At 64.3% G+C, this 23,361-nt stretch carries 21 protein-coding genes, 6 tRNA genes and 3 pseudogenes; 24 read left to right on the forward strand and 6 right to left on the reverse strand.

Annotation, left to right across the window (positions count from 1 at the left end):
- Positions 1-2,076, reverse strand: coding sequence for a TonB-dependent receptor plug domain-containing protein (locus tag GDH07_RS07105; RefSeq protein WP_152897350.1), 2,076 nt, complete (start codon positions 2,074-2,076; stop codon positions 1-3).
- Positions 2,077-2,316: 240 nt separating this feature from the next.
- On the opposite strand from GDH07_RS07105, the gene GDH07_RS07110 reads away from it, so the two are divergent.
- The 10 genes from GDH07_RS07110 (at position 2,317) to GDH07_RS07155 (ending at position 10,874) form a co-directional block, all read left to right on the forward strand.
- Positions 2,317-3,342: an NAD(P)H-dependent glycerol-3-phosphate dehydrogenase gene (locus GDH07_RS07110; RefSeq protein ID WP_053134985.1), complete on the forward strand. Its 1,026-nt coding sequence runs from the start codon at positions 2,317-2,319 to the stop codon at positions 3,340-3,342.
- 18 nt (positions 3,343-3,360) lie between these two features.
- The gene (locus GDH07_RS07115) at positions 3,361-3,708 is read left to right on the forward strand and encodes a DUF4389 domain-containing protein (protein ID WP_022643127.1); all 348 of its coding nucleotides are present in this window, start codon (positions 3,361-3,363) and stop codon (positions 3,706-3,708) included.
- Positions 3,705-4,154: a phosphohistidine phosphatase SixA gene (sixA, locus tag GDH07_RS07120; RefSeq protein ID WP_022643128.1), complete on the forward strand. Its 450-nt coding sequence runs from the start codon at positions 3,705-3,707 to the stop codon at positions 4,152-4,154. Before GDH07_RS07115 ends, sixA begins: the two co-directional genes overlap by 4 nt.
- Positions 4,155-4,320: 166 nt before the next feature.
- The gene (locus GDH07_RS07125) at positions 4,321-5,988 is read left to right on the forward strand and encodes an AMP-binding protein (protein WP_152897015.1); all 1,668 of its coding nucleotides are present in this window, start codon (positions 4,321-4,323) and stop codon (positions 5,986-5,988) included.
- 28 nt (positions 5,989-6,016) lie between these two features.
- Entirely contained in the window at positions 6,017-6,460 is a 444-nt protein-coding gene (locus GDH07_RS07130; RefSeq protein ID WP_022643130.1) for a hotdog fold thioesterase, read from the forward strand.
- Positions 6,461-6,573: 113 nt separating this feature from the next.
- The gene (locus GDH07_RS07135; RefSeq protein ID WP_152897016.1) at positions 6,574-7,380 is read left to right on the forward strand and encodes an alpha/beta fold hydrolase; all 807 of its coding nucleotides are present in this window, start codon (positions 6,574-6,576) and stop codon (positions 7,378-7,380) included.
- Positions 7,377-8,231 carry an alpha/beta hydrolase gene (locus GDH07_RS07140; protein WP_152897017.1) on the forward strand — a complete coding sequence of 285 codons (855 nt, stop codon included), beginning with the start codon at positions 7,377-7,379 and terminating at the stop codon, positions 8,229-8,231. Before GDH07_RS07135 ends, GDH07_RS07140 begins: the two co-directional genes overlap by 4 nt.
- 50 nt (positions 8,232-8,281) lie before the next feature.
- Positions 8,282-8,941 (forward strand): glutathione S-transferase family protein, encoded by a 660-nt coding sequence (locus tag GDH07_RS07145; protein WP_022643133.1) that lies wholly within the window; start codon positions 8,282-8,284, stop codon positions 8,939-8,941.
- A gap of 8 nt (positions 8,942-8,949) precedes the next feature.
- Positions 8,950-9,753, forward strand: a complete 804-nt coding sequence (locus GDH07_RS07150) for a DUF4892 domain-containing protein (protein ID WP_152897018.1) — start codon at positions 8,950-8,952, stop codon at positions 9,751-9,753.
- A 68-nt stretch (positions 9,754-9,821) separates the two neighbouring features.
- Entirely contained in the window at positions 9,822-10,874 is a 1,053-nt protein-coding gene (locus tag GDH07_RS07155) for an AI-2E family transporter (protein WP_022643135.1), read from the forward strand.
- 2 nt (positions 10,875-10,876) lie between these two features.
- Here the strand turns inward: GDH07_RS07155 and GDH07_RS07160 are convergent, their stop codons facing one another.
- Together GDH07_RS07160 and GDH07_RS07165 are read right to left on the reverse strand one after the other, a co-directional pair.
- Positions 10,877-11,929: a sensor histidine kinase gene (locus tag GDH07_RS07160; protein WP_152897019.1), complete on the reverse strand. Its 1,053-nt coding sequence runs from the start codon at positions 11,927-11,929 to the stop codon at positions 10,877-10,879.
- Entirely contained in the window at positions 11,929-12,693 is a 765-nt protein-coding gene (locus GDH07_RS07165) for a response regulator (protein ID WP_022643137.1), read from the reverse strand. Before GDH07_RS07165 ends, GDH07_RS07160 begins: the two co-directional genes overlap by 1 nt.
- Positions 12,694-12,986: 293 nt before the next feature.
- Here GDH07_RS07165 and pyrF point away from each other — a divergent pair, with 293 nt between their 5' ends.
- Positions 12,987-13,688, forward strand: a complete 702-nt coding sequence (gene pyrF, locus GDH07_RS07170; RefSeq protein WP_022643138.1) for an orotidine-5'-phosphate decarboxylase — start codon at positions 12,987-12,989, stop codon at positions 13,686-13,688.
- Between the two features lie 46 nt (positions 13,689-13,734).
- Here pyrF and GDH07_RS07175 read toward each other — a convergent pair whose 3' ends face one another.
- On the reverse strand, positions 13,735-14,739 hold the full coding sequence (locus GDH07_RS07175; protein ID WP_022643139.1) for an NADP-dependent oxidoreductase: 1,005 nt from the start codon (positions 14,737-14,739) through the stop codon (positions 13,735-13,737).
- A 236-nt stretch (positions 14,740-14,975) separates the two neighbouring features.
- On the opposite strand from GDH07_RS07175, the gene GDH07_RS07180 reads away from it, so the two are divergent.
- From GDH07_RS07180 to GDH07_RS32810, 3 genes and pseudogenes are all read left to right on the forward strand, one after another.
- The gene (locus GDH07_RS07180; RefSeq protein ID WP_152897020.1) at positions 14,976-15,737 is read left to right on the forward strand and encodes an SDR family oxidoreductase; all 762 of its coding nucleotides are present in this window, start codon (positions 14,976-14,978) and stop codon (positions 15,735-15,737) included.
- A gap of 1,074 nt (positions 15,738-16,811) precedes the next feature.
- Positions 16,812-17,036: pseudogene (locus GDH07_RS32805) on the forward strand (HAMP domain-containing protein); the annotation flags it as partial.
- Positions 17,034-17,897, forward strand: coding sequence for a methyl-accepting chemotaxis protein (locus GDH07_RS32810; protein ID WP_371857877.1), 864 nt, complete (start codon positions 17,034-17,036; stop codon positions 17,895-17,897). The pseudogene GDH07_RS32805 and the gene GDH07_RS32810, both read left to right, overlap by 3 nt.
- A 63-nt stretch (positions 17,898-17,960) precedes the next feature.
- On the opposite strand, the gene GDH07_RS07190 is transcribed toward GDH07_RS32810, so the two are convergent.
- Entirely contained in the window at positions 17,961-18,719 is a 759-nt protein-coding gene (locus GDH07_RS07190; RefSeq protein ID WP_022643141.1) for a hypothetical protein, read from the reverse strand.
- Between the two features lie 395 nt (positions 18,720-19,114).
- Between GDH07_RS07190 and GDH07_RS07195 the strand changes: the two genes are divergently transcribed.
- The 7 genes and pseudogenes from GDH07_RS07195 to GDH07_RS07225 form a co-directional block, all read left to right on the forward strand.
- Positions 19,115-19,190: transfer RNA gene (locus tag GDH07_RS07195), tRNA-Glu, on the forward strand.
- Between the two features lie 2 nt (positions 19,191-19,192).
- Positions 19,193-19,268 (forward strand) — tRNA-Gly (locus GDH07_RS07200).
- 105 nt (positions 19,269-19,373) lie between these two features.
- Positions 19,374-19,449, forward strand: a tRNA-Glu gene (locus GDH07_RS07205).
- 3 nt (positions 19,450-19,452) lie between these two features.
- Positions 19,453-19,528: transfer RNA gene (locus tag GDH07_RS07210), tRNA-Gly, on the forward strand.
- A 105-nt stretch (positions 19,529-19,633) separates the two neighbouring features.
- A tRNA-Glu gene (locus GDH07_RS07215) sits at positions 19,634-19,709 on the forward strand.
- 3 nt (positions 19,710-19,712) lie between these two features.
- Positions 19,713-19,788: transfer RNA gene (locus tag GDH07_RS07220), tRNA-Gly, on the forward strand.
- Positions 19,789-20,013: 225 nt separating this feature from the next.
- Positions 20,014-20,657, forward strand: a pseudogene (locus GDH07_RS07225) (tyrosine-type recombinase/integrase); the annotation flags it as partial.
- Here the strand turns inward: GDH07_RS07225 and GDH07_RS07230 are convergent.
- Positions 20,637-21,496, reverse strand: a pseudogene (locus GDH07_RS07230) (IS5 family transposase). The pseudogenes GDH07_RS07225 and GDH07_RS07230 sit on opposite strands and share 21 nt — an antisense overlap.
- 243 nt (positions 21,497-21,739) lie before the next feature.
- Here GDH07_RS07230 and GDH07_RS07235 point away from each other — a divergent pair.
- Genes GDH07_RS07235 through GDH07_RS07245 form a run of 3 tightly spaced genes read left to right on the forward strand, consistent with a single transcriptional unit; the run spans position 21,740 to position 23,355 of the window.
- Positions 21,740-22,246, forward strand: a complete 507-nt coding sequence (locus GDH07_RS07235; protein WP_218584727.1) for a Csu type fimbrial protein — start codon at positions 21,740-21,742, stop codon at positions 22,244-22,246.
- Positions 22,247-22,807 (forward strand): Csu type fimbrial protein, encoded by a 561-nt coding sequence (locus tag GDH07_RS07240; protein ID WP_152897023.1) that lies wholly within the window; start codon positions 22,247-22,249, stop codon positions 22,805-22,807.
- Positions 22,807-23,355 carry a Csu type fimbrial protein gene (locus GDH07_RS07245; protein WP_152897024.1) on the forward strand — a complete coding sequence of 183 codons (549 nt, stop codon included), beginning with the start codon at positions 22,807-22,809 and terminating at the stop codon, positions 23,353-23,355. Before GDH07_RS07240 ends, GDH07_RS07245 begins: the two co-directional genes overlap by 1 nt.
- The last annotated feature ends 6 nt before the right edge of the window (positions 23,356-23,361 follow it).

Consider the following 23,361-nt stretch of genomic DNA (forward strand, 5'->3'; position numbering starts at 1 on the left):
CTAGAACTCCAGCTCCGCGCTGAAGTACAACGTGTGGCGGGAGTCGTAGCGGTTGTCGGCGAAGGTGACGGGCTGGTGGTCGAGCCGCTGTTGCAAGGTGCCGGCCAGCTCCAGGTCGGCCTTGCCCAGGGACAGGCGCTTGGCGACGCGGGTATCGACCCGCTGGAAACGGTAGCCGTTGAGGGCGCTGTCTCCATAGTAGAAGAGTGCGCTGGACCAGCCCTGGCCCCAGTTGCGCAGCCAGCCGGCCGAGCCGCTGTTGCTGGCGCTCAAGCGCTGGTCCAGGCGGTTGCTGGCCTGGGCATGGACATAGGCGTAGGTCAGGCGCAGGCGGTCGGCGCGGCTCAGTTGCCAATCCAGCTGGCTTTCGCTGCCGGTGAAACGCGCCGAGTTGCTGTTGCTGGCGATGTACTGGTTGTTGCGCAGCGGCTCGCTGACCATCCTGCTGATTTCGTCGTAGAACAGCTTGATATCCAGGTTCAGCCGCTGGTCGACGAAATAGCCGTTGTAGCCCAGCTCCCGGGAGCGCATGCGTTCCTGGTCGAGGTCGCCGGGGCCGCGGGTCTTGACGAAGTACTGGGCGCTGTTCTGGCCGTAGACCGGAGCGCTCAGGCCGGTGACCCGATAGCTCCAGTTGACGTTGTTCTCGAACATGTCCGGGGAACGTATGGCTTCGGAGTACACCGCCCGCAACCCGTGGCGCGGGTTGATCAGGTAGTTGACGGCGATCCGCGGGGTCAGGGAGTTCCCGGTGAGCCGGGCGTCTTCGTACATGGCCCCGCCCTGGATCAGCCAGTGTTCGCTGGCCCGCCATTCCAACTGGCCGAACAGGCGCCAGGTGGTGTCATCCAGCACGCCGTTGAAATAGGTCTCGGAGTCGGCGCGGTCGTAGCGGTAGTTCATGCCGCTGACCAGCCGCAGGTCGTCGGCGAGGCTCAGGGTGTCCTGTATTTCCAGGTCGTAGCGGGTTTCCCGGGTGCTCTGGTCGATATTGCCGCAGACGGGGTTCTTGCCGCCGGCGTTCCATTGACCGATGACCTGCCGCGCCAGTGCTTTTTCTTCCTCGGTTCCTGCCGGTGCCGCGCCGGGGTTATCAGGCATGTTGCGCGCCAGGCGCTCGGTGTAGTTCGGGTTGAGCTGCCACAGGCGCGCCAGTTCGGGACTGAAGGACAGGGCCGCATCGCAAGCCCTCCAGGTCTGCTGGCGATCCCAGTGCTGGGCCGAGCCCTGGACGTAGAGGCTGTGCCGTGGGTCCAGGTCCAGGTTCCAGCGCAGGGAGGTCGCATAGTCCTTGGCGATCACGTCGGAGTTGTAGCCTTTCTCGGCGTAGTCCTTGAACACCGGCCGATAGGTATAAGGCCGCTGGTTGCTGCCTTCCTTGGCATTGAACTGCCAATCGATGCTCTGGCGTTCGTCGAGCATCTGGCCGAGCGCCAGGCTGATGCGGTTCAGGCGCCGGCTGTCGCGATAGTCCGACCCGTCCTGGCGCTTGTCGAAGCCATCGTCCTCCTGGCCCGAAAGCGACAGGCGCAGGTCGCCGCCGTCCCAGCCGGTACCCTGGCTGGCGTACCAGTCGGCCACACCACGCTGGCCACGGGTCACCTTGATCCGCGTGCCATGGCTGTTGGCCGGCGAGCGGGTAATGATGTTGACCACCGCCATCAATGCGTTGGCGCCGTAGCTGACGGTATTGGGGCCGCGGAATACCTCGATGCGCTCGATATCCTCCATGGCCACCGGAATGTCGCTCCAGTCCACGGTGGCCAATCCGGCCCGATACACCGAGCGCCCGTCGATCAGGACCTGCATGCGCCGGGCTTCGCTGGCGCTGGTGCCGTGGTAGTTGACCGTGGCCTGGTTGCCGCTGATGGCGCCGACCATCATCCCCGGGACCAGGCGCAGCAGTTCGCTGATGTCCCGGGCGCCGCTGGCCTTGATCAATTCGTTGTCCAGCACGGTCATGCTGCCGGGCACTGCGGCGGGGGATTGTTTCAAGCGGGTGGCGGTCAATACCTGGGGCAGTGCGCCGTCGTCGACGAACAGATCTTCGGCCAGCGCCGGATGACCGGATAGCATGCCCAGCAGCAATGACAGGCGAAGGGGGGAGGGACCAGCGGGCACGGCGCAGCCTTGAAACGTGAAAGATGGCGCGCATGTTAACCGAGACGGTCGAGTTTTCCATTCGATGGGCCTGCATCTGCCGAGCGCCTGCGCGGGTTTCCGACAGATCGCCCGGACAGTTGACCGGGGCTGGTGGTCGGATGGCCGCCCCGTATAATGCCGCCATCGCCACTGCTATGGAAAAACGGATTGCATATGACACAACAGCGCCCTATTGCGGTCCTGGGAGGCGGAAGTTTCGGTACCGCCGTGGCCAACCTGCTGGCCGAGAACGGCCAGGCGGTGCGGCAGTGGATGCGTGATCCCGAGCAGGCCGAGGCCATTCGGCTCAATCGCGAGAATCCGCGTTATCTCAAGGGCATCAAGATCCACCCGGCGGTGGAGCCGGTCACCGACCTGCTGGCCACCCTCGAGGACAGCGACCTGTGTTTCGTCGCCTTGCCCTCCAGTGCCCTGCGCGCGGTGCTGGCACCCCATGCACAGCGACTCAGCGGCAAGATGCTGGTCAGCCTGACCAAGGGCATCGAGGCCCAGACCTTCAAGCTGATGAGCCAGATCCTCGAGGACATCGCGCCCCAGGCGCGGATCGGCGTGCTTTCTGGCCCCAACCTGGCCCGCGAAGTGGCCGAGCATGCCCTGACCGCCACGGTGGTGGCCAGTGAGGACGAGCAACTGTGCCAAGAAGTCCAGGCGGTGCTGCATGGCCGTACCTTCAGGGTCTACGCCAGTGCCGACCGCTTCGGCGTCGAGCTGGGCGGCGCCTTGAAGAACGTCTACGCAATCATCGCCGGCATGGCGGTGGCCCTGGGCATGGGGGAAAACACCAAGAGCATGTTGATCACCCGGGCCCTGGCGGAAATGACCCGCTTCGCCGTGAGCCAGGGGGCCAACCCCATGACCTTCCTTGGCCTGGCCGGGGTCGGCGACCTGATCGTCACTTGCTCCTCGCCCAAGAGCCGCAACTACCAGGTGGGCTTCGCCCTGGGCCAGGGCCTGAGCCTGGACGAGGCGGTGAGCCGCCTGGGCGAAGTGGCGGAAGGGGTCAACACCCTCAAGGTGCTCAAGGCCAAGGCCCAGGAGCTGGGGGTCTACATGCCGCTGGTAGCCGGGTTGCACGCGATCCTGTTCGAAGGCCGGACGCTCGCCCAGGTGATCGAGCTGTTGATGCGCGGCGAACCGAAAACCGATGTCGACTTTATCTCCACCAGCGGATTCAACTGAGCAGTACAGGAGCGAGACATGAACGATACGAATTCCGAGGCCAAGTACGAATCCATTCTCCTGCGGGTGTTGTGGATGCTGGTATTCGCCCTGGTGTGGCAGGTGGCGCAGTTCCTCCTGGGGGCGCTGGTGGTAGTGCAGCTCATCTACCGATTGGTCTACGGCGCCCCCAATGCCAGCCTGATGAACTTCGGCGACAGCCTGAGCCAGTTCCTGGCGCAGATCGGCCGCTTCGGCAGTTTCCACACCGAACAAAAGCCCTGGCCGTTCGCTGACTGGCCGGCGCCCCGGGCTCCGGAGGGCGAGGCGCCCCACAGCGTGCCCCCGGCGCCGCATCCGGTGCGTGACGAGGAGCCCAAGCTGTGAGGCTCTGGGTATTGCGCCATGGCCAGGCCGAAGCCCATGCGGCCACCGATGCCGAGCGCAACCTGACGGCCCATGGCCGGCAGCAGGTGCTGGCCAGCGCCGCGCAACTGATCGGCCAGCCCATCACCGGGATCCTTGCCAGTCCCTATGTCCGGGCCCAGCAAACTGCGCACCTGGTGCGCGAGGCCCTGGGCTTTGAGGGCGAGGTGCGTACCGTGTCCTGGCTCACCCCGGATACCAATCCACTGAGGGCGCTGGAGCAACTGGACAGCGCCGAGAACCTGTTGCTGGTCAGTCACCAACCCTTGGTGGGCAGCCTGATCGGCCTGTTGCAGCATGGTCACCTGCGTGACCCGCAAGCCATGGACACCGCCAGCCTGGCGGAGTTGGCAGGCGACTGGCCGCTGGCCGGGGCCATGACCCTGGTTCGCGTCGACCATCCCTGATGCCCTCGCCGCCGGGCCCATGGCTCCGGTGGTGGGTGTCGGCAAGGCTGATGCCGGCTACATTTCTTAACTTGCAGCGCTCCCTGGTGCGTGGAATAGTCGACCGAGCAAGTGCTTGGTTGGTTAGCGGCTGTTCCCGAACACAACAAGAACAAAGGAGCGCGTCATGTCTGCTGCTTTTCGTTTGCCGTTGCAAGTGTTCTACCAGCGTGAAGCAAGTCATCCCCAGCAACTTTTCCTGGTCCAGCCCTGCGCCGGTGGCCAGGTGCAGGAACTGAGCTGGGCCGAGGTCGCCCAGCAGGTCCGACGCGCCGCCCAGTGGCTGCGGGAGCGGCAACTGCCGGCGGGCAGCAATATCGCGATCATCGGCAAGAACTCCGCCCACTGGATCATCGCCGACCTGGCGATCTGGATGGCCGGGCATGTCTCGGTGCCGCTGTACCCCAACCTCACCGCCGAGTCGGTGGCCCAGGTGCTGGAGCATTCCGGGTCGGCCCTGGCGTTCATCGGCAAGCTCGATGCCTGGCCGGAAATGTCCCGGGGCATCAGGCCTGGTTTGCCCACCATCAGCCTGCCATTGGCACCGCAGGGCCGCTTCGATTTCAGCTGGGAGGCGCTGCAGCGTTGCCAGCCAATGACCGATAGCCCCTGCCCGGGGCCCGACCAACTGGCCACCATCATCTATACCTCCGGTACCACCGGATCGCCCAAGGGCGTGATGCACAGCTTCGGCAACCTCGGGTTCACCGCCAGCCATGGAGTTCAGATGTTCGGCCTGGGGCCCGGCGACCGGCTGCTGTCCTACCTGCCGTTGTGCCATGTGGCCGAGCGCGTATTCGTCGAGATGGGCGCGCTCTACACCGGACAGACGATCTTTTTTGCCGAGAGCCTCGATACCTTCCTGGCCGACCTGCGGCGTGCCCGGCCCACGGCGATGTTCGGCGTGCCACGGATCTGGACCAAGTTCCAGATGGGGGTCTACGCCAAGATGCCGGCCAGGCGCCTGGACCTGCTCCTGGGCCTGCCGCTGATTGGCAAGTGGGTCGGGCACAAGGTCCTGGCGGGGCTGGGGCTGGATGCGCTGCGCGTGGCCCTGTCCGGAGCCGCGCCAGTGTCTCAGGCCCTGTTGCACTGGTACCAGCGCCTGGGCCTGGATGTGCTGGAGGTCTACGGCATGACCGAGAACTGTGGTTACTCCCATCTGGGCCGCTCGGGAGAATACATCCCGGGTTGGATCGGCCGGCCCTGTCCCGAGGTCCAGGTGCGCATCGCCGTGGACGGCGAGGTCCAGGTCCGCAGCCAGGCGGTGATGCAGGGTTACTACAAGGACCCGCAGAAGACCGCCGAGACCATCACCGAGGATGGTTTTTTACGCACCGGCGACAAGGGCGAGCAGGATGCTGCCGGCAACCTGCGCCTGACCGGTCGGCTCAAGGAAATCTTCAAGACCAGCAAGGGCAAGTACGTGGCGCCGGCGCCCATCGAGATCCGCCTGGCCGAGCATGCGCACATCGAGCAGGTATGCGTGGTCGGCGATGGCCTGAGCGCGCCCTTGGGTTTGTGCGTGTTGTCGGCGGCCGGCCAGCGCGAGGCCGATGGCAGCGCTCGCGAAGGCTTGCACAGCAGCCTGGAAAACCTCCTGGCCCAGGTCAATGGCGGCCTGGACAAGCACGAGCGCCTGCATCGGCTGGTGGTGGTCAAGGGTAGCTGGGCGGTGGAAAACGGTTTCCTGACCCCGACCCTGAAGATCAAGCGCAATGTGATCGAGTCCGCTTATGGCGACAGCTTCCAGGCCTGGAGCGAGCGCGAGGAAGTCGTGCTGTGGCAGGATTGAGCGACCAACCTACAAGAAGGAAGTGGCGATGAGCCTGTGGCGTACCACCCCCAACCTCGAGCAACTGAACGCACTCCAGAAGAACACCATCGGCGAAGTGCTGGATATCCGCTTCGAGGCTTTCGACGAGCAGTCCCTGACCGCCAGCATGGTCATCGACCATCGTACCCACCAGCCCTACGGGCTGCTGCATGGCGGGGCTTCGGTGGTGCTGGCCGAGACCGTCGGCTCCATGGCCAGCTACCTGTGCATCGATGCCAGCAAGTTCTACTGCGTGGGGCTGGAGATCAATGCCAACCACCTGCGGGGCTTGCGCAGCGGGCGGGTCACGGCGGTGGCCAGGGCCATCCATCTCGGGCGCACCACCCATGTCTGGGACATCCGCCTGAGCAGCGACGAGGGCAAGGCCAGCTGTGTATCGCGCCTGACCATGGCGGTGGTGCCGCTGGGGCAGAACCCGCCGGCCGCCTGAACCCGCGGCCATAGGCCGGGCCGGGGTGTCAGTATTCCTGGCGGTTACGGTCATTGCCCTGGCGGCGGAGCTTGCGGAAAATCGCCGTTGATTTGGTAAATGGATGAGTCGGTATGTCGCAACAGGTGTTTTTCGCTCACGCCAATGGGTTTCCCTCCGGCACCTACGGCAAGTTGTTCGCCGCCCTGGCGCCGGAATTCACGGTGACTCATCTGCAACAGCATGCCCATGACCCGCGTTTTCCGGTGGACGATAACTGGCGCAGCCTGGTGGACGAATTGATCCACCACCTGCAACAGCAGTCCCAGCCGGTGTGGGGCGTCGGGCACTCGCTGGGCGGCGTGCTGCACCTGCATGCGGCCCTGCGCTGCCCGGAGCTGTACCGGGGCGTGGTGATGCTCGACTCACCGGTGCTGACCCGGGCCGACCAATGGGTGATCCGTGCGGCCAAACGCTTGGGTTTCATCGATCGACTGACCCCGGCCGGGCGCACCCTGGGGCGGCGCGAGGAGTTCAGCGATATCGAGTCGGCCCGCAGCTACTTTTCGCGCAAGACGCTGTTCCGCGCCTTCGACCCCGATTGCCTGGATGCCTACCTGGAGCATGGCCTGCAACAAGTGGGGGATCGCTTGCGGCTGCGCTTCGACCCGGCCACCGAGATCAGCATCTATCGTGGCGTGCCGCACACCAGCCCGGGCAGCGCCCATCAGCTCAAGGTGCCCCTGGCGGTGGTGCGAGGCCAGCAGAGCAGGGTGGTGATGCGCCATCACACCAGTGCCGTGGGACGCATGTCCCAGGGGGTGTCGCTGACCATGCCCGGCGGGCACATGTTCCCCCTTGAGCGACCCGAGGCCACTGCGCTCTTGCTCAAGGACCTGTTCAACCGCTGGCAGCTCGGCCAGCAGCGGAGCCTTGCATGAGCCAGGGTGTGGAGGAAGTGCGCCTGAGCCTGCCGCATATCGAGCTGGCGGCGCATTTGTTCGGTCCAGAGGATGGCTTGCCGGTGATCGCCCTGCATGGCTGGCTGGACAACGCCAACAGCTTCGCGCGCCTGGCGCCCAAGTTGCGCGGCCTGCGCATCCTGGCCCTGGACCTGGCCGGCCACGGGCACTCCGGGCATCGCCCGGCGGGAGCGGGATACGCCCTGTGGGACTACGTGTACGACGTATTGCAAGTGGCCGAGCAGCTGGGCTGGCGGCGCTTCGCCCTCATGGGCCACTCCCTGGGGGCCATCGTGTCCCTGGTATTGGCGGCGGCCATGCCCGAGCGAGTCAGCCAGCTGGCGCTGATCGACGGCGTCATCCCGCCCACGGCCAGTGGCGAGGGCGCAGCCGAGCGCCTGGGCATGGCCCTGCAAGCGCAACTGGCCTTGCAGGACAAGCGCAAGCCGGTCTACAGCAGCCTGGAGCGCGCCGTCGAGGCGCGGATGAAAGGCCTGGTGGCCGTCAGCCGGGAAGCCGCCGAGCTGTTGGCGCAACGAGGCCTGATGCCGGTGGCCGGTGGCTATACCTGGCGCAGCGACAGCCGCCTGACCCTGGCTTCGCCCCTGCGCCTGACCGAGGAGCAGGCCATGTCCTTCGTCCAGCGGGTGGCCTGCCCGACGCAGCTGGTGGTGGCGGCCGATGGCATGCTGGCCCGGCACCAGGGGTTGCTGCAGCGTCTACCCTTCAACCTTGAACAGCTGCCGGGCGGGCACCATCTGCATTTGAACGATGAAACCGGTGCCACCTTTGTCGCAGACTGTTTCAATCGGTTTTTCGCCGTTCCTTGACTTGACCTGGTCAACTGTCGAGGCTTGGCGGGTTGAAATGGGAGACAACCATGATAGATCTGTACACCGCTGCGACCCCCAATGGCCACAAGGTTTCCATCCTGCTTGAAGAGCTCGGCTTGCCTTATACAGTGCACGCCTTGAGCTTCGACAAGAAGGAACAGAAGGCGCCGGCGTTCCTCAAGATCAATCCCAATGGGCGTATTCCTGCCATCGTCGATCGCGACAATGGCGATTTCCCGGTATTCGAGTCCGGGGCGATCCTTATCTACCTGGCCGAGCGTACCGGTCGCCTGTTGCCTGCCGACGCCAAGGGGCGTTCGCAGGTCATGCAGTGGTTGATGTTCCAGATGGGCGGCATCGGCCCCATGCAAGGCCAGGCCAATGTGTTCTTCCGCTATTTCCCGGAGAAGCTGCAGGGCGCCATCGACCGCTACCAGCATGAGACCCGACGTTTGTACGAGGTGCTCGACACGCGCCTGCAGCAGGTCGACTACCTGGCCGGCGACTACAGCATCGCCGACATCGCCACCTTCCCCTGGGTGCGCGGCCATGACTGGTCGGGAGTTCCGGTCCAGGGGCTGGAAGCGCTACAGCGCTGGATGGCGGCCATGGAGGCGCGCCCCGCGGTCCAGCGCGGCTTGCAGGTTCCGCAACGCAGTGACGACGCCAGCGTCGTCAAGGGCGCCCAGGCCATGCTGATCCGATGAGGGCCCCGATGCGTTCACTCAGTTTCCTGGGCCTGTCCCTGGCCAGCGCACTGGCGGTTGCCGCCGACCTTCCCGGAAGCCAGGACCTGCCCCTGGTGCCCCGTTTGACCGATGCCCAGATCGTCGATTACCGCCCCGAGGTAGAACAGGAGCGGATCTACCCCATGGGCTCGATCCGCAAGATCAGCGGCCAGTTGCGTTTCGACGGCCAGGTCAATGCCCGGGGCAAGCTCACCGCCATCACCTACCAACTGCCGGCCGAGCGCAGCTCCAACGAAGCCTTCACCCTGGCCCGCGAGGCTTTGCAGAAACAGGGTGCCGAGCTGCTGTTCTGGTGCCAGGCGCGGGACTGCGGCGAAAGCAGCCTGTGGGCCAATGAGGTGTTCGGCAACGCCAAGCTGTACGGCGCCGACGAGCAGCAGGCCTACTTGTTGCTACGCCTGGCGGCCCCCCAGGACAACTCCCTGGTGGCCCTGTACAGCATCACCCGCGGCAATCGCCGGGCTTACCTGCATGTGGAGCAGTTCGCCGCCGGTGCTCCACTGGGCGAATTGCTGCCCACTTCCGCGACGTTGCTCCGGCAGTTGAAAGACACCGGCCGGCTGGACCTGGCCAAGCTGGCCGAGCCACAGCCATCCTGGCTCACCTTGCTGTCCCGGGGATTGAACCTGGACACCACGTTGCGGGTCAGTCTTTCCGGCCAGCACGCCGAAGCCTGGCGCCAGGCCCTGATCGGCCAGGGCGTGCGCGCTACGCGGTTGGAAACCGGCGATACCCAGGCCGCCGGCCTGCACTTCGAACTGCTGCGTTAAGCTTTGCAGGCGACCCGCCCTGGCGGGTTCGCCTACTCTTCACTGGTTACTCTTGCGCGAGACATTTCATGCCCAATAACGATCGCCTGCTGGTGCAGATCCTGCTCCTGGTGCTGTTCGGTGCCAGCTTCTGGGTGATGGCGCCCTTTTGGTCGGCCCTGTTCTGGGGGGCGGTTCTGGCCTTTGCCAGCTGGCCGCTGATGCGTTTGCTGACCCGCTGGCTGCATGGTCGCGAATCCCTGGCCGCAGGTCTGCTGACCCTGGGCTGGATGCTGCTGGTGGCGGCGCCGCTGGTCTGGCTGGGTCTCAACCTGGCGGACCATGTACGTGATGCCACTGCCTTCATCAAGGACGTCCAGGTCGATGGCCTGCCCGAGGCGCCAGCCTGGCTGGGCGGCTTGCCGTTGGTGGGCGAGCGCCTGGTGGGCGTCTGGAACAGCATCGACGAACAGGGCGCGGCGCTGATGGTGGCGGTCAAGCCGTACCTGGGGCAGGTGGGCAACTGGTTGCTGGCCCGTAGCGCCCAGGTGGGCGGGGGCATCCTGGAACTGACCCTGAGCCTGGTCTTCGTGTTCTTCTTCTACCGTGACGGCCCGCGCCTGGCGCTGTTCGTGCACAAGCTGCTGGAGCGGCTGATCGGCGATCGTGCCGGCTACTACATCGACCTGGTGGCCGGCACCGTGCAGCGCGTGGTCAACGGCGTGATAGGTACTGCGGCGGCCCAGGGCCTGCTGGCTTTGATCGGCTTCATCATCGCCGGGGTGCCCGGGGCGCTGGTACTGGGGATCGTCACCTTCCTGCTCAGCCTGATCCCCATGGGGCCACCGCTGGTGTGGATCCCGGCCACGGCCTGGCTGGCCTGGAAGGGCGAGTACGGCATGGCGGTGTTCCTGGGAATCTGGGGCACCTTCATCATCAGTGGGGTGGATAACGTGCTCAAGCCCTACCTGATCAGCCGTGGCGGCAACCTGCCACTGGTGATCGTCCTGCTCGGGGTGTTCGGTGGCTTGATCGCCTTCGGTTTCATCGGCTTGTTCATCGGCCCGACCCTGTTGGCAGTGGCCTACAGCCTGTTGCTGGACTGGAGTGCCAGCCAGGCCCGCAACCAGGAACCGCGCTGAGCTCAGGGGCGGGTCAGCCGCAGTACCGCAGTCAGGCCGCCGCCCGGGGTTTCCTCGAGCTGCAGGCTGGCGCCCATGCGCTCCGCGGCCTCGCGGGCTATGGTCATGCCCAGGCCGACCCCGCCGGAATTGCGGTTGCGTGAGCCCTCCAGGCGGAAGAACGGCTCGAACACCGCTTCACGCTGGTCGGCGGCGATGCCCGGGCCGTGGTCGATGACTCGGATCAGCAACTGCTCGCGATTGTCCTCCAGGGCCAGGGTCGCTTGGCCGGCATAGCGCAGGGCATTGTCCAGCAGGTTGTTCAGGCATGACTGCAGCGCCATGGGTTGCACCAGCAGCGGTGCGCAATGCCCCTGGGCCTGGACATCGGCGCCCCGGTCCTGGGCGTTCTCGCACATCGACTCCACCAGCGCTTGCACGTCCATCAGCTGCCAGATCTCGCTGGTGCGTTGCTCGTGCAGGTAGCTGAGGGTGGCGTCGAGCATCTTGATCATGTCGTCCAGGTCCTGGCGCATCTGGCTTTGCAACTTGCTGTCCTCGATCTGCTCCAGGCGCAGCTTGAGGCGCGACAGCGGCGTGCGCAGGTCGTGGGAAACCGCGCCGAGCATGCGCCCACGCTGCTGGACTTGCTCGCGAATGCGCTTTTGCATCTGGTTGAAAGTGTTGGCTGCCTGTCGTGCTTCATGGGGGCCGAGTTCTTCCAGGGGCGGGCTGTCGAGGTTTTCGCTCAGGCGTTCGGCGGCGGCGCTGAGGCGTCGGATGGGCCGCGACAGCAGCTTGGCGCCGTACCAGGCGGCGATGATCAGCGAGATGAACTGGAACGTCAGCGGCACCAGCGGGCCGTTGAACCAGTGGCGTGGCCGCCGGGGAAAATGCGGTGGCGGGCCCGCCGGTCGGCCGTCGTCCATTGCCGTTGCGGTCGGCGGTGGGGGCGGCGGCGGGCGTGGAGGGCCGTAGTGTTGGAACCAGAAGAATGCCAGCAGGTGGGCGAGTACGATCGCAATCAGCAAGACGCCGAACAGGCGGCCGAACAGCGTATCGAAGCGCCCACGCATCAGCCTATGTCCCGGGCGTCGAACAGGTAGCCTTCGCCACGCACGGTCTTGATCAGTTGCGGTGATTTCGGATCGTCGCCGAGCTTCTGCCGCAGGCGCGACACCAGCAAGTCGATGCTGCGATCGAAGGCCTCGATGGAGCGCCCACGGGCGGCATCCAGCAATTGCTCGCGACTCAGCACTCGGCGTGGGCGTTCGAGGAATACCCAGAGCAGGCGGAATTCGGCGTTGGACAGCGGCACCACCAGGCCATCGGCGGATATCAGCTGGCGCAGGACGCTGTTCAGGCGCCAGTTGTCGAAGCGGATGCTGCTCCGCTGCTCGCTGCGGTCGTCGCGTACCCGGCGCAGGATGGTCTGGATCCGCGCCACCAGTTCCCGGGGCTCAAAGGGCTTGGCCATGTAGTCGTCGGCCCCCAGTTCCAGGCCGATGATGCGGTCGGTGGGTTCGCAGCGGGCGGTGAGCATCAGGATCGGGATGTCCGATTCGTTACGTAGCCAGCGGCACAGGGACAGGCCGTCTTCACCCGGGAGCATGAGGTCGAGCACCACCACGTCGAAATGCTCGGTTTGCAAGGCCTGGCGCATTGCGGCGCCATCGGTGACGCCACTGGCGTGGATGTTGAAGCGTGCCAGGTAGCCGATCAGCAGTTCGCGGATCGGTACGTCGTCATCGACGATCAAGGCCCGGGTATTCCAGCGCTTGTCGTCGCCATTGAGCGGGGCTTTGCTGTCGTCGCTGAAGGGGGCTGGGGTGTTGTGCATGGGCGATCATCTGCCAGGTAGGCTGTCGTTGCCGGGCGGCGACGGCGAGGTTATGGCTTCAGCATAGGCGTCCGGCCCGGAGGCTGGAAGTGCTGTTCGAAGGTGTTGCGGCAGGCGAGGGTAGCGGCGGGGGATGTTGCCGACGTGTCGTCAGTGTATCGGGATTGATACACGGGCCGGCCTGATCGTCGGCCCGGCGCCTTGTCGCGGACGAATTAGCGCACAGCGGGTCCCGGAGCGACGCGGCTTGCGCTACAATCCGCGCCGATTTCGACTTGCCTGAGAGCCTTTTCATGTCCGCCTGCCAGACACCTATCATCGTCGCCCTGGATTTCCCCACCCGTGACGCCGCACTGAAACTGGCCGATCAACTGGACCCGAAACTGTGCCGGGTCAAGGTCGGCAAGGAGCTGTTCACCAGCTGCGCCGCCGAGATTGTCGGCACCCTGCGCGACAAGGGTTTCGAAGTGTTCCTGGACCTGAAGTTCCACGACATCCCCAACACCACCGCGATGGCCGTCAAGGCTGCTGCGGAAATGGGCGTCTGGATGGTCAACGTCCACTGCTCCGGCGGCCTGCGCATGATGGCCGCCTGCCGTGAGGAACTGGACAAGCGCAGTGGCCCGCAGCCGCTGCTGATCGGCGTCACCGTGCTCACCAGCATGGAGCGCGAGGACCTGGCTGGCATCGGCCTGGACATCGAGCCCCAGGAACAGGTGTTGCGCCTGGCCGCCCTGGCGCAGAAGGCCGGCATGGATGGCCTGGTGTGCTCGGCCCTGGAAGCCCAGGCGCTCAAGAGCGCCCACCCGTCCCTGCAACTGGTGACCCCGGGGATTCGCCCTGCGGGCAGCGCCCAGGACGACCAGCGGCGGATCCTCACTCCGCGCCAGGCCCTGGATGCCGGTTCCGATTACCTAGTCATCGGCCGTCCCATCAGCCAGGCAGCCGACCCGGCCAAGGCCCTGGCCGACGTCGTGGCCGAACTGGCCCTGTGACACTCACGGGAGCCGGCATGCCGGCTCCCGCAGCTTGACCCTGGGCTCAGACCTTGAGCACCAGCTTGCCGAAGTTCTCGCCGCTGAACAGCTTCGCCAGGGTTTCCGGGAAGGTTTCCAGGCCCTCGACGATGTCCTCCTTGCTCTTGAGCTGCCCCTTGGCCATCCAGCCGGCCATCTCCTGCCCGGCGGCGGCGAACTGCGCCGCATGGTCCATCACCACGAAGCCTTCCATGCGCGCCCGGTTGACCAGCAGCGACAGGTAGTTGGCCGGCCCCTTGACCGCCTCCTTGTTGTTGTACTGGCTGATGGCGCCGCAGATCACCACCCGGGCCTTGAGGTTCAGGCGAGTGAGCACGGCATCGAGGATCTGGCCGCCGACATTGTCGAAATACACGTCGACCCCCTTGGGGCATTCGCGCTTGAGGCCGGCCTGGACGTCTTCGCTCTTGTAGTCGATGGCCCCGTCGAAGCCCAGTTCCTCGACGAGGAAGCGGCACTTGTCCTGGCCGCCGGCGATGCCTATCACCCGGCAGCCCTTGAGCTTGGCGATCTGCCCGGCAATGCTGCCCACCGCGCCGGCGGCCCCGGACAGCACCACGGTTTCCCCGGCCTTGGGCGCACCGACCTCCAGAAGGGCGAAGTAGGCGGTCATGCCGGTCATCCCCAGCACCGACAGGTAGCGTGGCAGTGGCGCCAGCCGTGGGTCGATCTTGTAGAAACCACGGGGCTCGCCAACGAAGTAGTCCTGTACCCCCAGGGCGCCATTGACGTAGTCGCCGACGGCGAAATCCGGGTGCTTGGAGGCGGTCACCTGGCCCACGCCGAGGGCCCGCATCACCTCGCCGATCCCCACTGGTGGGATGTAGGACTTGCCTTCGTTCATCCAGCCACGCATGGCCGGGTCCAGGGACAGGTACTGGTTCTGCACCTGGATCTGGCCGGCACCGGGCTCGGTCACGGCCACTTGCTGGTAGGTGAAGGTATCGCGGCTGGCCGCGCCAACGGGACGCTTGGCGAGCAGGAACTGGCGGTTGGTCAGGCTGGTCATGGCAGGTCCTCGAGAACTGGATGAAACCCTAGTTGATAGACCCTCGGGCCGGCAGCCGCAAGGCGTGCCTGCCCGGCGAATGAGCCGCGATCCAGGGGCGTGATAAATGGCCCGGGGCCTTCATCACCGGGACGCATGGAGTGGCAAACGGATGCCTGATAGTGCTGCCGCGGCGTCTGTGCTCTATGGCTAGATGGGCCAGGGTATTGGGCCCGTACTGGATTGAGGAGCTTTGCATGAGCATGACGTTTTCCGGCCAGGTGGCCCTGGTGACCGGCGCGGCCAACGGGATCGGCCGGGCCACCGCCCAGGCGTTCGCCGCCCAAGGGCTGAAGGTGGTGGTGGCGGACCTGGATGCGGCCGGCGGCGAAGGCACCGTGGCGCTGATCCGCGAGGCCGGTGGCGAAGCGCTGTTCGTGTCCTGCGACGTCACTCGCGAGGCCGATGTACAGCAACTCATGGCCCGCACCATCGAGGCTTACGGTCGCCTGGACTACGCCTTCAACAATGCCGGGATCGAGATCGAGAAGGGCCGTCTGGCCGAGGGCTCGCTGGACGAGTTCGACGCCATCATGGGGGTCAACGTCAAGGGTGTGTGGCTGTGCATGAAGTACCAGCTGCCGCTGCTGCTGGCCCAGGGCGACGGGGCCATCGTCAACACCGCGTCGGTGGCGGGCCTGGGGGCGGCGCCGAAGATGAGCATCTACGCCGCTTCCAAGCATGCGGTGATCGGCCTGACCAAATCGGCGGCCATCGAGTACGCCAAGAAGAAGATCCGAGTCAACGCGGTGTGCCCGGCGGTGATCGACACCGACATGTTCCGCCGGGCCTACGAGGCAGACCCGAAGAAGGCCGAGTTCGCCGCGGCCATGCACCCGGTGGGGCGCATTGGCAAGGTCGAGGAAATCGCCAGCGCCGTGCTCTACCTGTGCAGCGATGGCGCCGCCTTCACCACCGGCCATGCACTGGCCGTCGACGGTGGCGCCACGGCCATCTGATCGATATCGCCGCCCCGGCGACCAAGGCGCCGGGGCGATGATGGAATCGACCTCCAGCGTCCTGAAAACGACCTCTAGCCTGGTTTTTGCCACTATTGCGACACCAGAGGCTTGTGCGTCGGTGCACGCCGTTGCCACCCTTCGAAAAAAAACCATGGCCTTGCAGCCATTGGGGACTTGAGGGGAGTTCGCAGCATGACGACGGCCGCAAGTGGACGCTTTGCCAACCTGGGCATGGCCAGGAAACTGGGGGTGGGCTTCGCCCTGGTGTTGCTGTTGACGGCCCTGGTGGCCGGCATCGGCCTCTGGTCCCTGCAAACCGTCAGCCAGCGCTTCGAGGGCCTCAAGCGCATGTCGCAGCTCAACAGTGGCGTGCTCAAGGTCCGGCTGCTGGAGCAGGGGTATGCGCTGCACGGTGACAACCAGAGCGTCGATAGCCTGCGCGAGAACCTGGATGCGCTGCTGGCCCTGGCCCGCCAACTCGAAGAGCCGGGCAACCCGGCGACCATGGGCCAGGTCGACGGGATGCTGGCGGACTATCGCCAGGCTTTCGATGGATTCGTCGAGCTGACCCAGGCCAAGGACCTGGCGCTGGAGATGGCCAGTTGGTCGGTATCCAGCGTGGCCAACAACCTCGACGTACTGCAAGCCGGCCTGGCGGACGACGGCGCCTATGGCTTGAAAGAGTCCCAGGGCAAGGAGGGCGCCGAGTTCATCGAGCAGGCCAACCAGATCAGCCAGGTCTCGCGCTTGATGCTGCAAGCCATGAACGAGGCCCGGGTGCGCCTGGACCAGAACCGCAAGGGCGGCGACCAGGAGGCGGCCGGGCAGGGCAAGATCGAACAGGCCGAGCAGGCCCTGGCCCTGGTGGAGCAGCTGAAGGCCAGCGTCAAGGATGCCGGTTACCAGACGGTCCTCAACGAGGTCTCGGGGCACATCGGCAATTTCAGCGAGAAACTCAACGAGTACACCGAGCTGCTGGTTCAGGAACAGCAGGTCTACCAGCGGTTGCACGAGCGGGCCGCCCAGGTGATGCAGCAGGTCGACCAGGCCTATGCCGCCCAGGACCAGGCGATGCAGGAGGAGCTTACGAAGAACTCGTTGCTGATCCTCGGTTCCTCGGCCCTGGCGCTATTGGCCGGGTTGCTGGCGGCGCTGGGTATCACCCGGTTGATCGTCCGGCCGCTGCGTAGTGTGATGCAGGTGGCCCAGCAGATTGCCGCCGGTGATCTCAGCGCCACGGTGAGCGTGACCCGGCGCGACGAGATCGGTCAGTTGATGCAAGCCATGCAGCAGATGGGCGGCGGCTTGAGCGGTATCGTCAGCGGCCTGCAATCCGGGATCGAACGCCTGGCCAGCTCGGCACAATCGCTGTCGGCGGTGACTGAGCAGACCAACCTCGAAGTCAGCACCCAGAAAGAAGAGACCGAGCAGGTGGCCACTGCCATGAACCAGATGACCGCCACGGTTCACGATGTGGCGCGCAATGCCGAGGAGGCGGCCCTGGCGGCCCAGGCGGCGGACGACAAGGTCGAGAGCGGCCAGCAGGTGGTGCGCCAGAGCATGCAGCGGATCGAGCAACTGGCCGACTCCGCGAACCAGGCCAGCAGCGGCATCCAGAGCCTGAGCGCGGAAATCGACAACATCGGCAGCGTGCTGGATGTGATCAAGAGCGTGGCCGAGCAGACCAACTTGCTGGCCCTGAATGCCGCCATCGAAGCGGCCAGGGCCGGTGAGCAGGGGCGTGGGTTCGCGGTGGTGGCCGACGAAGTCCGGGCGCTGGCCAAGCGGACCCAGCAGTCCACCGAGGAAATCACCCGCCTGGTGGCGACCCTGCACGCCGCGGCCGATGCTTCGGTGCGACAGATCCAGGGCAGTGGGGAGTTGGTCAAGCAGGCGGTCAGCGATGCGTTGCAGACCGAGAGCGCCCTGGGCAGCATCGCCGCGGCGGTGTCCCTGATCCAGCAGATGAACCAGCAGATCGCCGCGGCCGCCGAGCAGCAGAGTTCGGTGGCCGAAGAGATCAACCGCAGCGTGACCAGCATTCGCGCCAGTGCCGATCAGTCTTCGCAGGCGATGCAGGGCAGTGCGGCCTCGAGCATCGAGCTGGCGCAATTGGGGAGCGAGTTGAAATCCATGGTGGGGCATTTCCGCCTGTAGCGGCGGGGAGGGCGGTGTCGCGCTGCGCAGGTGCCCGGCGCGGGGCCGGGCACCTGCGGTCGATCAGTCGTAGATGACCTTCTTCTTCCAGTCGGCGTCGGCTTCCACTTCCTTCAGGCCCTGGGTCAACTCGTTGACCTCATCCTCGGCTGGCTCCAGGGTCGACAGCACCATGGCGTTGGCGCGGGCCAGGAGCTTGTCCAGGTACTCCAGCTGCTCGCTGTAGGCCTTGGGCTCCGGCTGCTTGCGCAGGTACTGGACGCCGCGTTCGAAGGCCAGGCGGGCCTGGCCGGGCTGGTTCTGCTGCAGTGCGTATTGCCCCAGGTTGTTGAAGAACTCGATGTGCAGCAGGACCAGGATATGGCGGATCTCCTTGATCCAGCGCTTGGCTTCGTTGGGCTGCAGGAAACCGTCGTGGGCGGCGCGGGTCACTTGGCCGTGCATGGCCTCCAGCAGAAAGCGCACGTCCTTGGCCTTGGCTTCGGTCTGGATCGGCGAGGGCGGGTTGTTCACCGGAATCGATTCGCCCTGGCCCACCAGGGTGTTGAGCTCGGCCAGGCGGGCCTTGAGCTTGGCGTCGGATTTGTCGAGGTTGAGCATGCGCTGCACGACGTTGAGTTCCAGGCGAGTCAGCAGCAGCTTGAGGCCTGGCGACATGAACTGACCGGGGAAGGTTTCGGTGATTTCGCCGCAGCGGCGCAGGCGGTCATTGAGTTCGACCTTGGTGCGGGCCTTTTCCAGTTTGTTGTTTTCCACCACATGGTTCATGTAGCCAATGGCGATCAATAGTGCGATCCCGGCTATTACCAGCAGGGTGATCATGAGTGGTGTCACCGTTAAAACCTCGTTATAGGATTTCGCGTGCGAGTGTAGTGGCTTGGCATTTGGGCGCATAGCGCCGCTCGACGAGCCGGGATGGATTGTGCGTGCGCCTTCTACTTCTATTAGGCATAGCAGGGCAGGGCCGGAGGTGGCCACTGGGTTCAAATTGATATCACCGGCTGCGAGGACTATAACGCCTTGGCGGGTGACAGAATATAGGCGTCAAAGCCCGGACGGCATAAAAGCCTGTGGCGACCTGAAAACAGCCTCGAAGTCATTGATTTAAATAAAGTTATATCTGGGGGTTGACGACCTTCCAAAGCATCCATAGAATGCGCGCCACTTTCAGCGGAAAGCAAAACGCGAAACGCTGAAGGGAGTGAATGTTGTAGCGTGTCCCCTTCGTCTAGTGGCCTAGGACACCGCCCTTTCACGGCGGTAACAGGGGTTCGAGTCCCCTAGGGGACGCCAATGCGGGAATAGCTCAGTTGGTAGAGCACGACCTTGCCAAGGTCGGGGTCGCGAGTTCGAGTCTCGTTTCCCGCTCCAATTTTAAACGGTCTGGCCTTCGGGCGAGGCTGAGTGAAACCAGGATCCAAGTCTTCGGATGCGGTTCTGGAGTCCGAAACACACACCATGTGTTCCGGGTAGCGTGTCCCCTTCGTCTAGTGGCCTAGGACACCGCCCTTTCACGGCGGTAACAGGGGTTCGAGTCCCCTAGGGGACGCCATTTGCGGGAATAGCTCAGTTGGTAGAGCACGACCTTGCCAAGGTCGGGGTCGCGAGTTCGAGTCTCGTTTCCCGCTCCAATTTTAAACGGTCTGGCTTTCGGGCGAGGCTGAGTGAAACCAGAATCCAAGTCTTCGGATGCGGTTCTGGAGTCCGAAACACACACCATGTGTTCCGGGTAGCGTGTCCCCTTCGTCTAGTGGCCTAGGACACCGCCCTTTCACGGCGGTAACAGGGGTTCGAGTCCCCTAGGGGACGCCATTTGCGGGAATAGCTCAGTTGGTAGAGCACGACCTTGCCAAGGTCGGGGTCGCGAGTTCGAGTCTCGTTTCCCGCTCCAAATTTTGATCCGCAGACATTTTGGCGATGTCTGCAAGTCATTGAAAAAGGGGCGAAAGCCCCTTTTTTCATTCCGGCAAGCGCCATTGGAATCCACTCACATCCGGGACTTTTTAGTCCAATTTTTAGTCCATCAATACGGTTGTGTGAGGCTCAGCATTCTTGCTGGGCGAAGGCGGCAGGCGAGACCAGGATCCAGTCCTAACTCACGTTAGGAGCTAGAACCATGGCACTTTCAGACATGGCCGCTCGCCAGGCCAAAGCAACCGGCAATCCTTATACCCTCGGTGACATCGACGGCCTATCTTTTGCTGTGAGCGAACAAGGCGGTCGTTCTTGGCACTTTCGCTACGTTTGGGTCGGCAAGCAAAAAGCGCATGTCGCTAGTCACTTATCCTGAAGTCAGCCTTACGCCCATACCACGGCGGAGAAAGTGCGGGCATGGCTCAATCAGTTGTTTCGCTTCGCCATGATCAAGATCGATGACCTTGATATCAATCCGGCCTCCGATCTGAACGTGGTGGCCTTGCCTAAGCCACCAGTACTGCATACCCCCCTTTCCTGCGCTTACCTGAACTGCTCGAATTGCTGCAAAAGGTTCGCCGCTATCGCGGTAAGCCCTCCACGCAACTTGGCATCCGCTTGCTGTTCCTGACTGGAGCCCGAACCGGGGAACTGCGTCTGGCCACGCCCGACCAGTTCGACCTAGATCGGGGCCTCTGGAATATCCCCTCAGAAGTGGTCAAGCAACTCCAGAACGATATGCGCAAGAAGGGTAAGCGGCCACAAGACATTCCGCCGTACATCGCACCGCTGTCCGTTCAGGCAATGGAGATCGTGCGCTACCTACTAGGTTCTGTACGAAAAGCATTGTCGCAAACACCGCATGGCACAGGTCAATGAAACCATCGCCGCAAAACTTGTCGCGAGCTTGTCGAAACGCGTAGCGATGCGGCGGTTTTCCTTCAGCCAGCCGAACATGCGCTCGATGATATTGCGCTGCTGGTATTTGGGCCGATCAAGCAACCTGGGCAGACCTGGTTTGGGCTTGCGCTTCATGTCGCGCAGCGGGATCACCGGTTGCATCCGATAGCGATCACAGTAGCGGTGCAGAGCTTCAGCATCGTATCCCTTGTCAGCCAGCAAGCATCGGCAGCGTCTGCGAGGACGGTCGTGCTGGCTGGGGATACAAGCCTTGTACAGCAGCGGTAGGGCATAGGCAGTATCGCTGGCTTGCCCGCCAGACAGCAGGAAGCGCAGCGGCACACCATTGGCATCTCACAGCATGTGGATTTTGCTCGTTAGGCCGCCCCGGCTGCGCCCGAGCGCATGATCTTGCGGTTCTTCAGGCCCCCCCTTTTTTTTCCGGCGGCTGATGAGGCTCGGGTGGCACTAACGGCAGTGGAGTCGATCAGCCAGGTTTCGAGGTCGATCAAGCCTTGCTCGCTCAATCGGATATGAAGGCGCTTGAGCATCTGATCGAAAGCGCCGCAATTACGCCAATCGCGAAACCGCTGATACACCGTTGACCAAGGGCCAAAACGCTCCGGCATGTTTCGCCAAGCCGCGCCGGGACAGAGTACCCAAAGGACGCCGCTGAGCATCAGGCGGTCATCGGCTCATGGGCACCCGCTGCGGCGGATTTCAGTGAAGAGATCGGCAACCAAATCCCAGGCTGCACCGGGGAGCTCATGCCGTTTTGCCGTCATGGTGTCCTGGCGTTAATGGCGGCGGATTCTACCCAAATCGATATTTCAAAGGATTTCGTACAGAGCCTAGCTGCGTAGCTGAGGTTTTCAGAATCGTCTGATTAAAACCTGCGGCCCCGCTGGGTGTAATACGACTCGCAAGCACAGGCGCAACAACCCAAGAGTTGGGGCGACCCTTGCAAGATCAATCAATCCTCTGAGGCAATCATGAAAAAATCGATAAAAGCGGTGACGATTATTGCGATGTTGAGCGGCGCAAGTTCGGTCTACGCGACAGGCCAGATCCAGGGCGACCTGGACATCCAGCTTGCCATTGGCGACGGCTGCGAAATCAGCAACGGTGCCTCCTCCGGCAGCAGCACCGGCAACTCGTTTGGCAAGATCGATTTCGGTACCCAGTCTTCGCTGGCGACCAGCGTGATCGACGCACAGTCCGTGGCGTCCACCGGCACCGGCACCATCCAGTTGAACTGCACCAAGGACGTGGCCTATACGATCAGCCTGGGCAACGGCCGCAACGCCACTAGCGGCCAGCGCAACATGAAGGCCTCCGGCACTGATCTGGTCGCCTACAACCTCTACCAGGATGCCGCCCGCAGCAAGGCCTGGGGCGACACTCCGAGCAACCAGCTCACCGGCAAGGGCACGGGCGCCCCAATCGACCTGACCGTGTACGGCCGCGTGCCCAAGGCCATGACGCCCCCCGCTGGCGTGTACACCGACTCTGTGCTGGTCACGGTGGCCTGGTAAATGCACCGCGCCTTCATGGGCGACGATCGCATTCGCCGCCCTGCCGCCACGGGAACTCTACTGATCCTCGTTCTCGCGTCGCTGCATGCCAGCGGCCCCGTGCAAGCCGCCAGTAAGAGCGCCACGATCGGCTTCAGGCTGACGGTGGCGCAGGCCTGCGAAGCCGGCGGCAAGACGGGTGCCGCGGCGGTCAACTTCGGTACGCTGGACATGGGCACCGTGCCGTCCCTGCGCAACCAGGTTGAAGCCGCCGGCACCCTGAGCAACGCGGGCGCGATACGGGTGAAGTGCGCGCCGGGCATCGCCTACAAGGTATTCCTCGGCAAGGGTCGCAACGACACCGGCACGCAGCGCCGGATGATCGGACCTCAAGGCGGACTGATCGAGTACGGGCTGTACCAGGACAGCGGCCACAGCCGTCCCTGGGACAGGACGAATGGGGTCAGCGGCCAGGGCTCGGGCGCCGACGCGCTGTTGCCGGTCTATTCCGTGGTCAAGCCGCAACGCACGCCCGTAGCGGGCGTCTATCGCGACACGGTCCAGGTCGTGGTGGAGTGGTGATGCGCATGCCCAGACTGCGCGCGGCCCTGCTTGTACTGGCCATCGCCGCCTCGCCCCTGCCTCGCGCGGCTCATTCCGGTTCAAAGCAACTGACCTTGACGGTCGCCGCCGCCATCACCCCCGGTTGCCGGCTGGGAAGCGGCCAGGCCGATGTCAGCACTTACGGCGTTCTCGACCTTGGCACGGTCGCCAATCTCGAGCAAGCCATATTCGCTTCTTCCAGCGTCGGAGCGGGCACCATCGTCGTCAACTGTACGCCGGGCACCGATTACCGGATTTCTCTCAACGATGGATTGTGGTCCGACAGTGCCGGCGGCGCTGGAAGGCGCTTGAAAAACAGCACGTCCAGCGGCAATGCATTCCTGCCCTACTACTTATTCCAGGACGCGGGCTACTCAAAGATCTGGGCGGACGGCACGTTCGCCAAGTCCGGCCTCGCCAAGGGCGGTCCGGAGGAATTTCCCGTTTACATCCTCGTGGAGGAGGCCAGCATCGCGATTCCGCCGGGCGTCTACACCGATACCGTACTTGTCACGGTCTCCTATTGAGTACCC

The organism is Pseudomonas piscis (assembly GCF_009380155.1).
Classification (GTDB): Bacteria; Pseudomonadota; Gammaproteobacteria; order Pseudomonadales; family Pseudomonadaceae; genus Aquipseudomonas; species Aquipseudomonas piscis.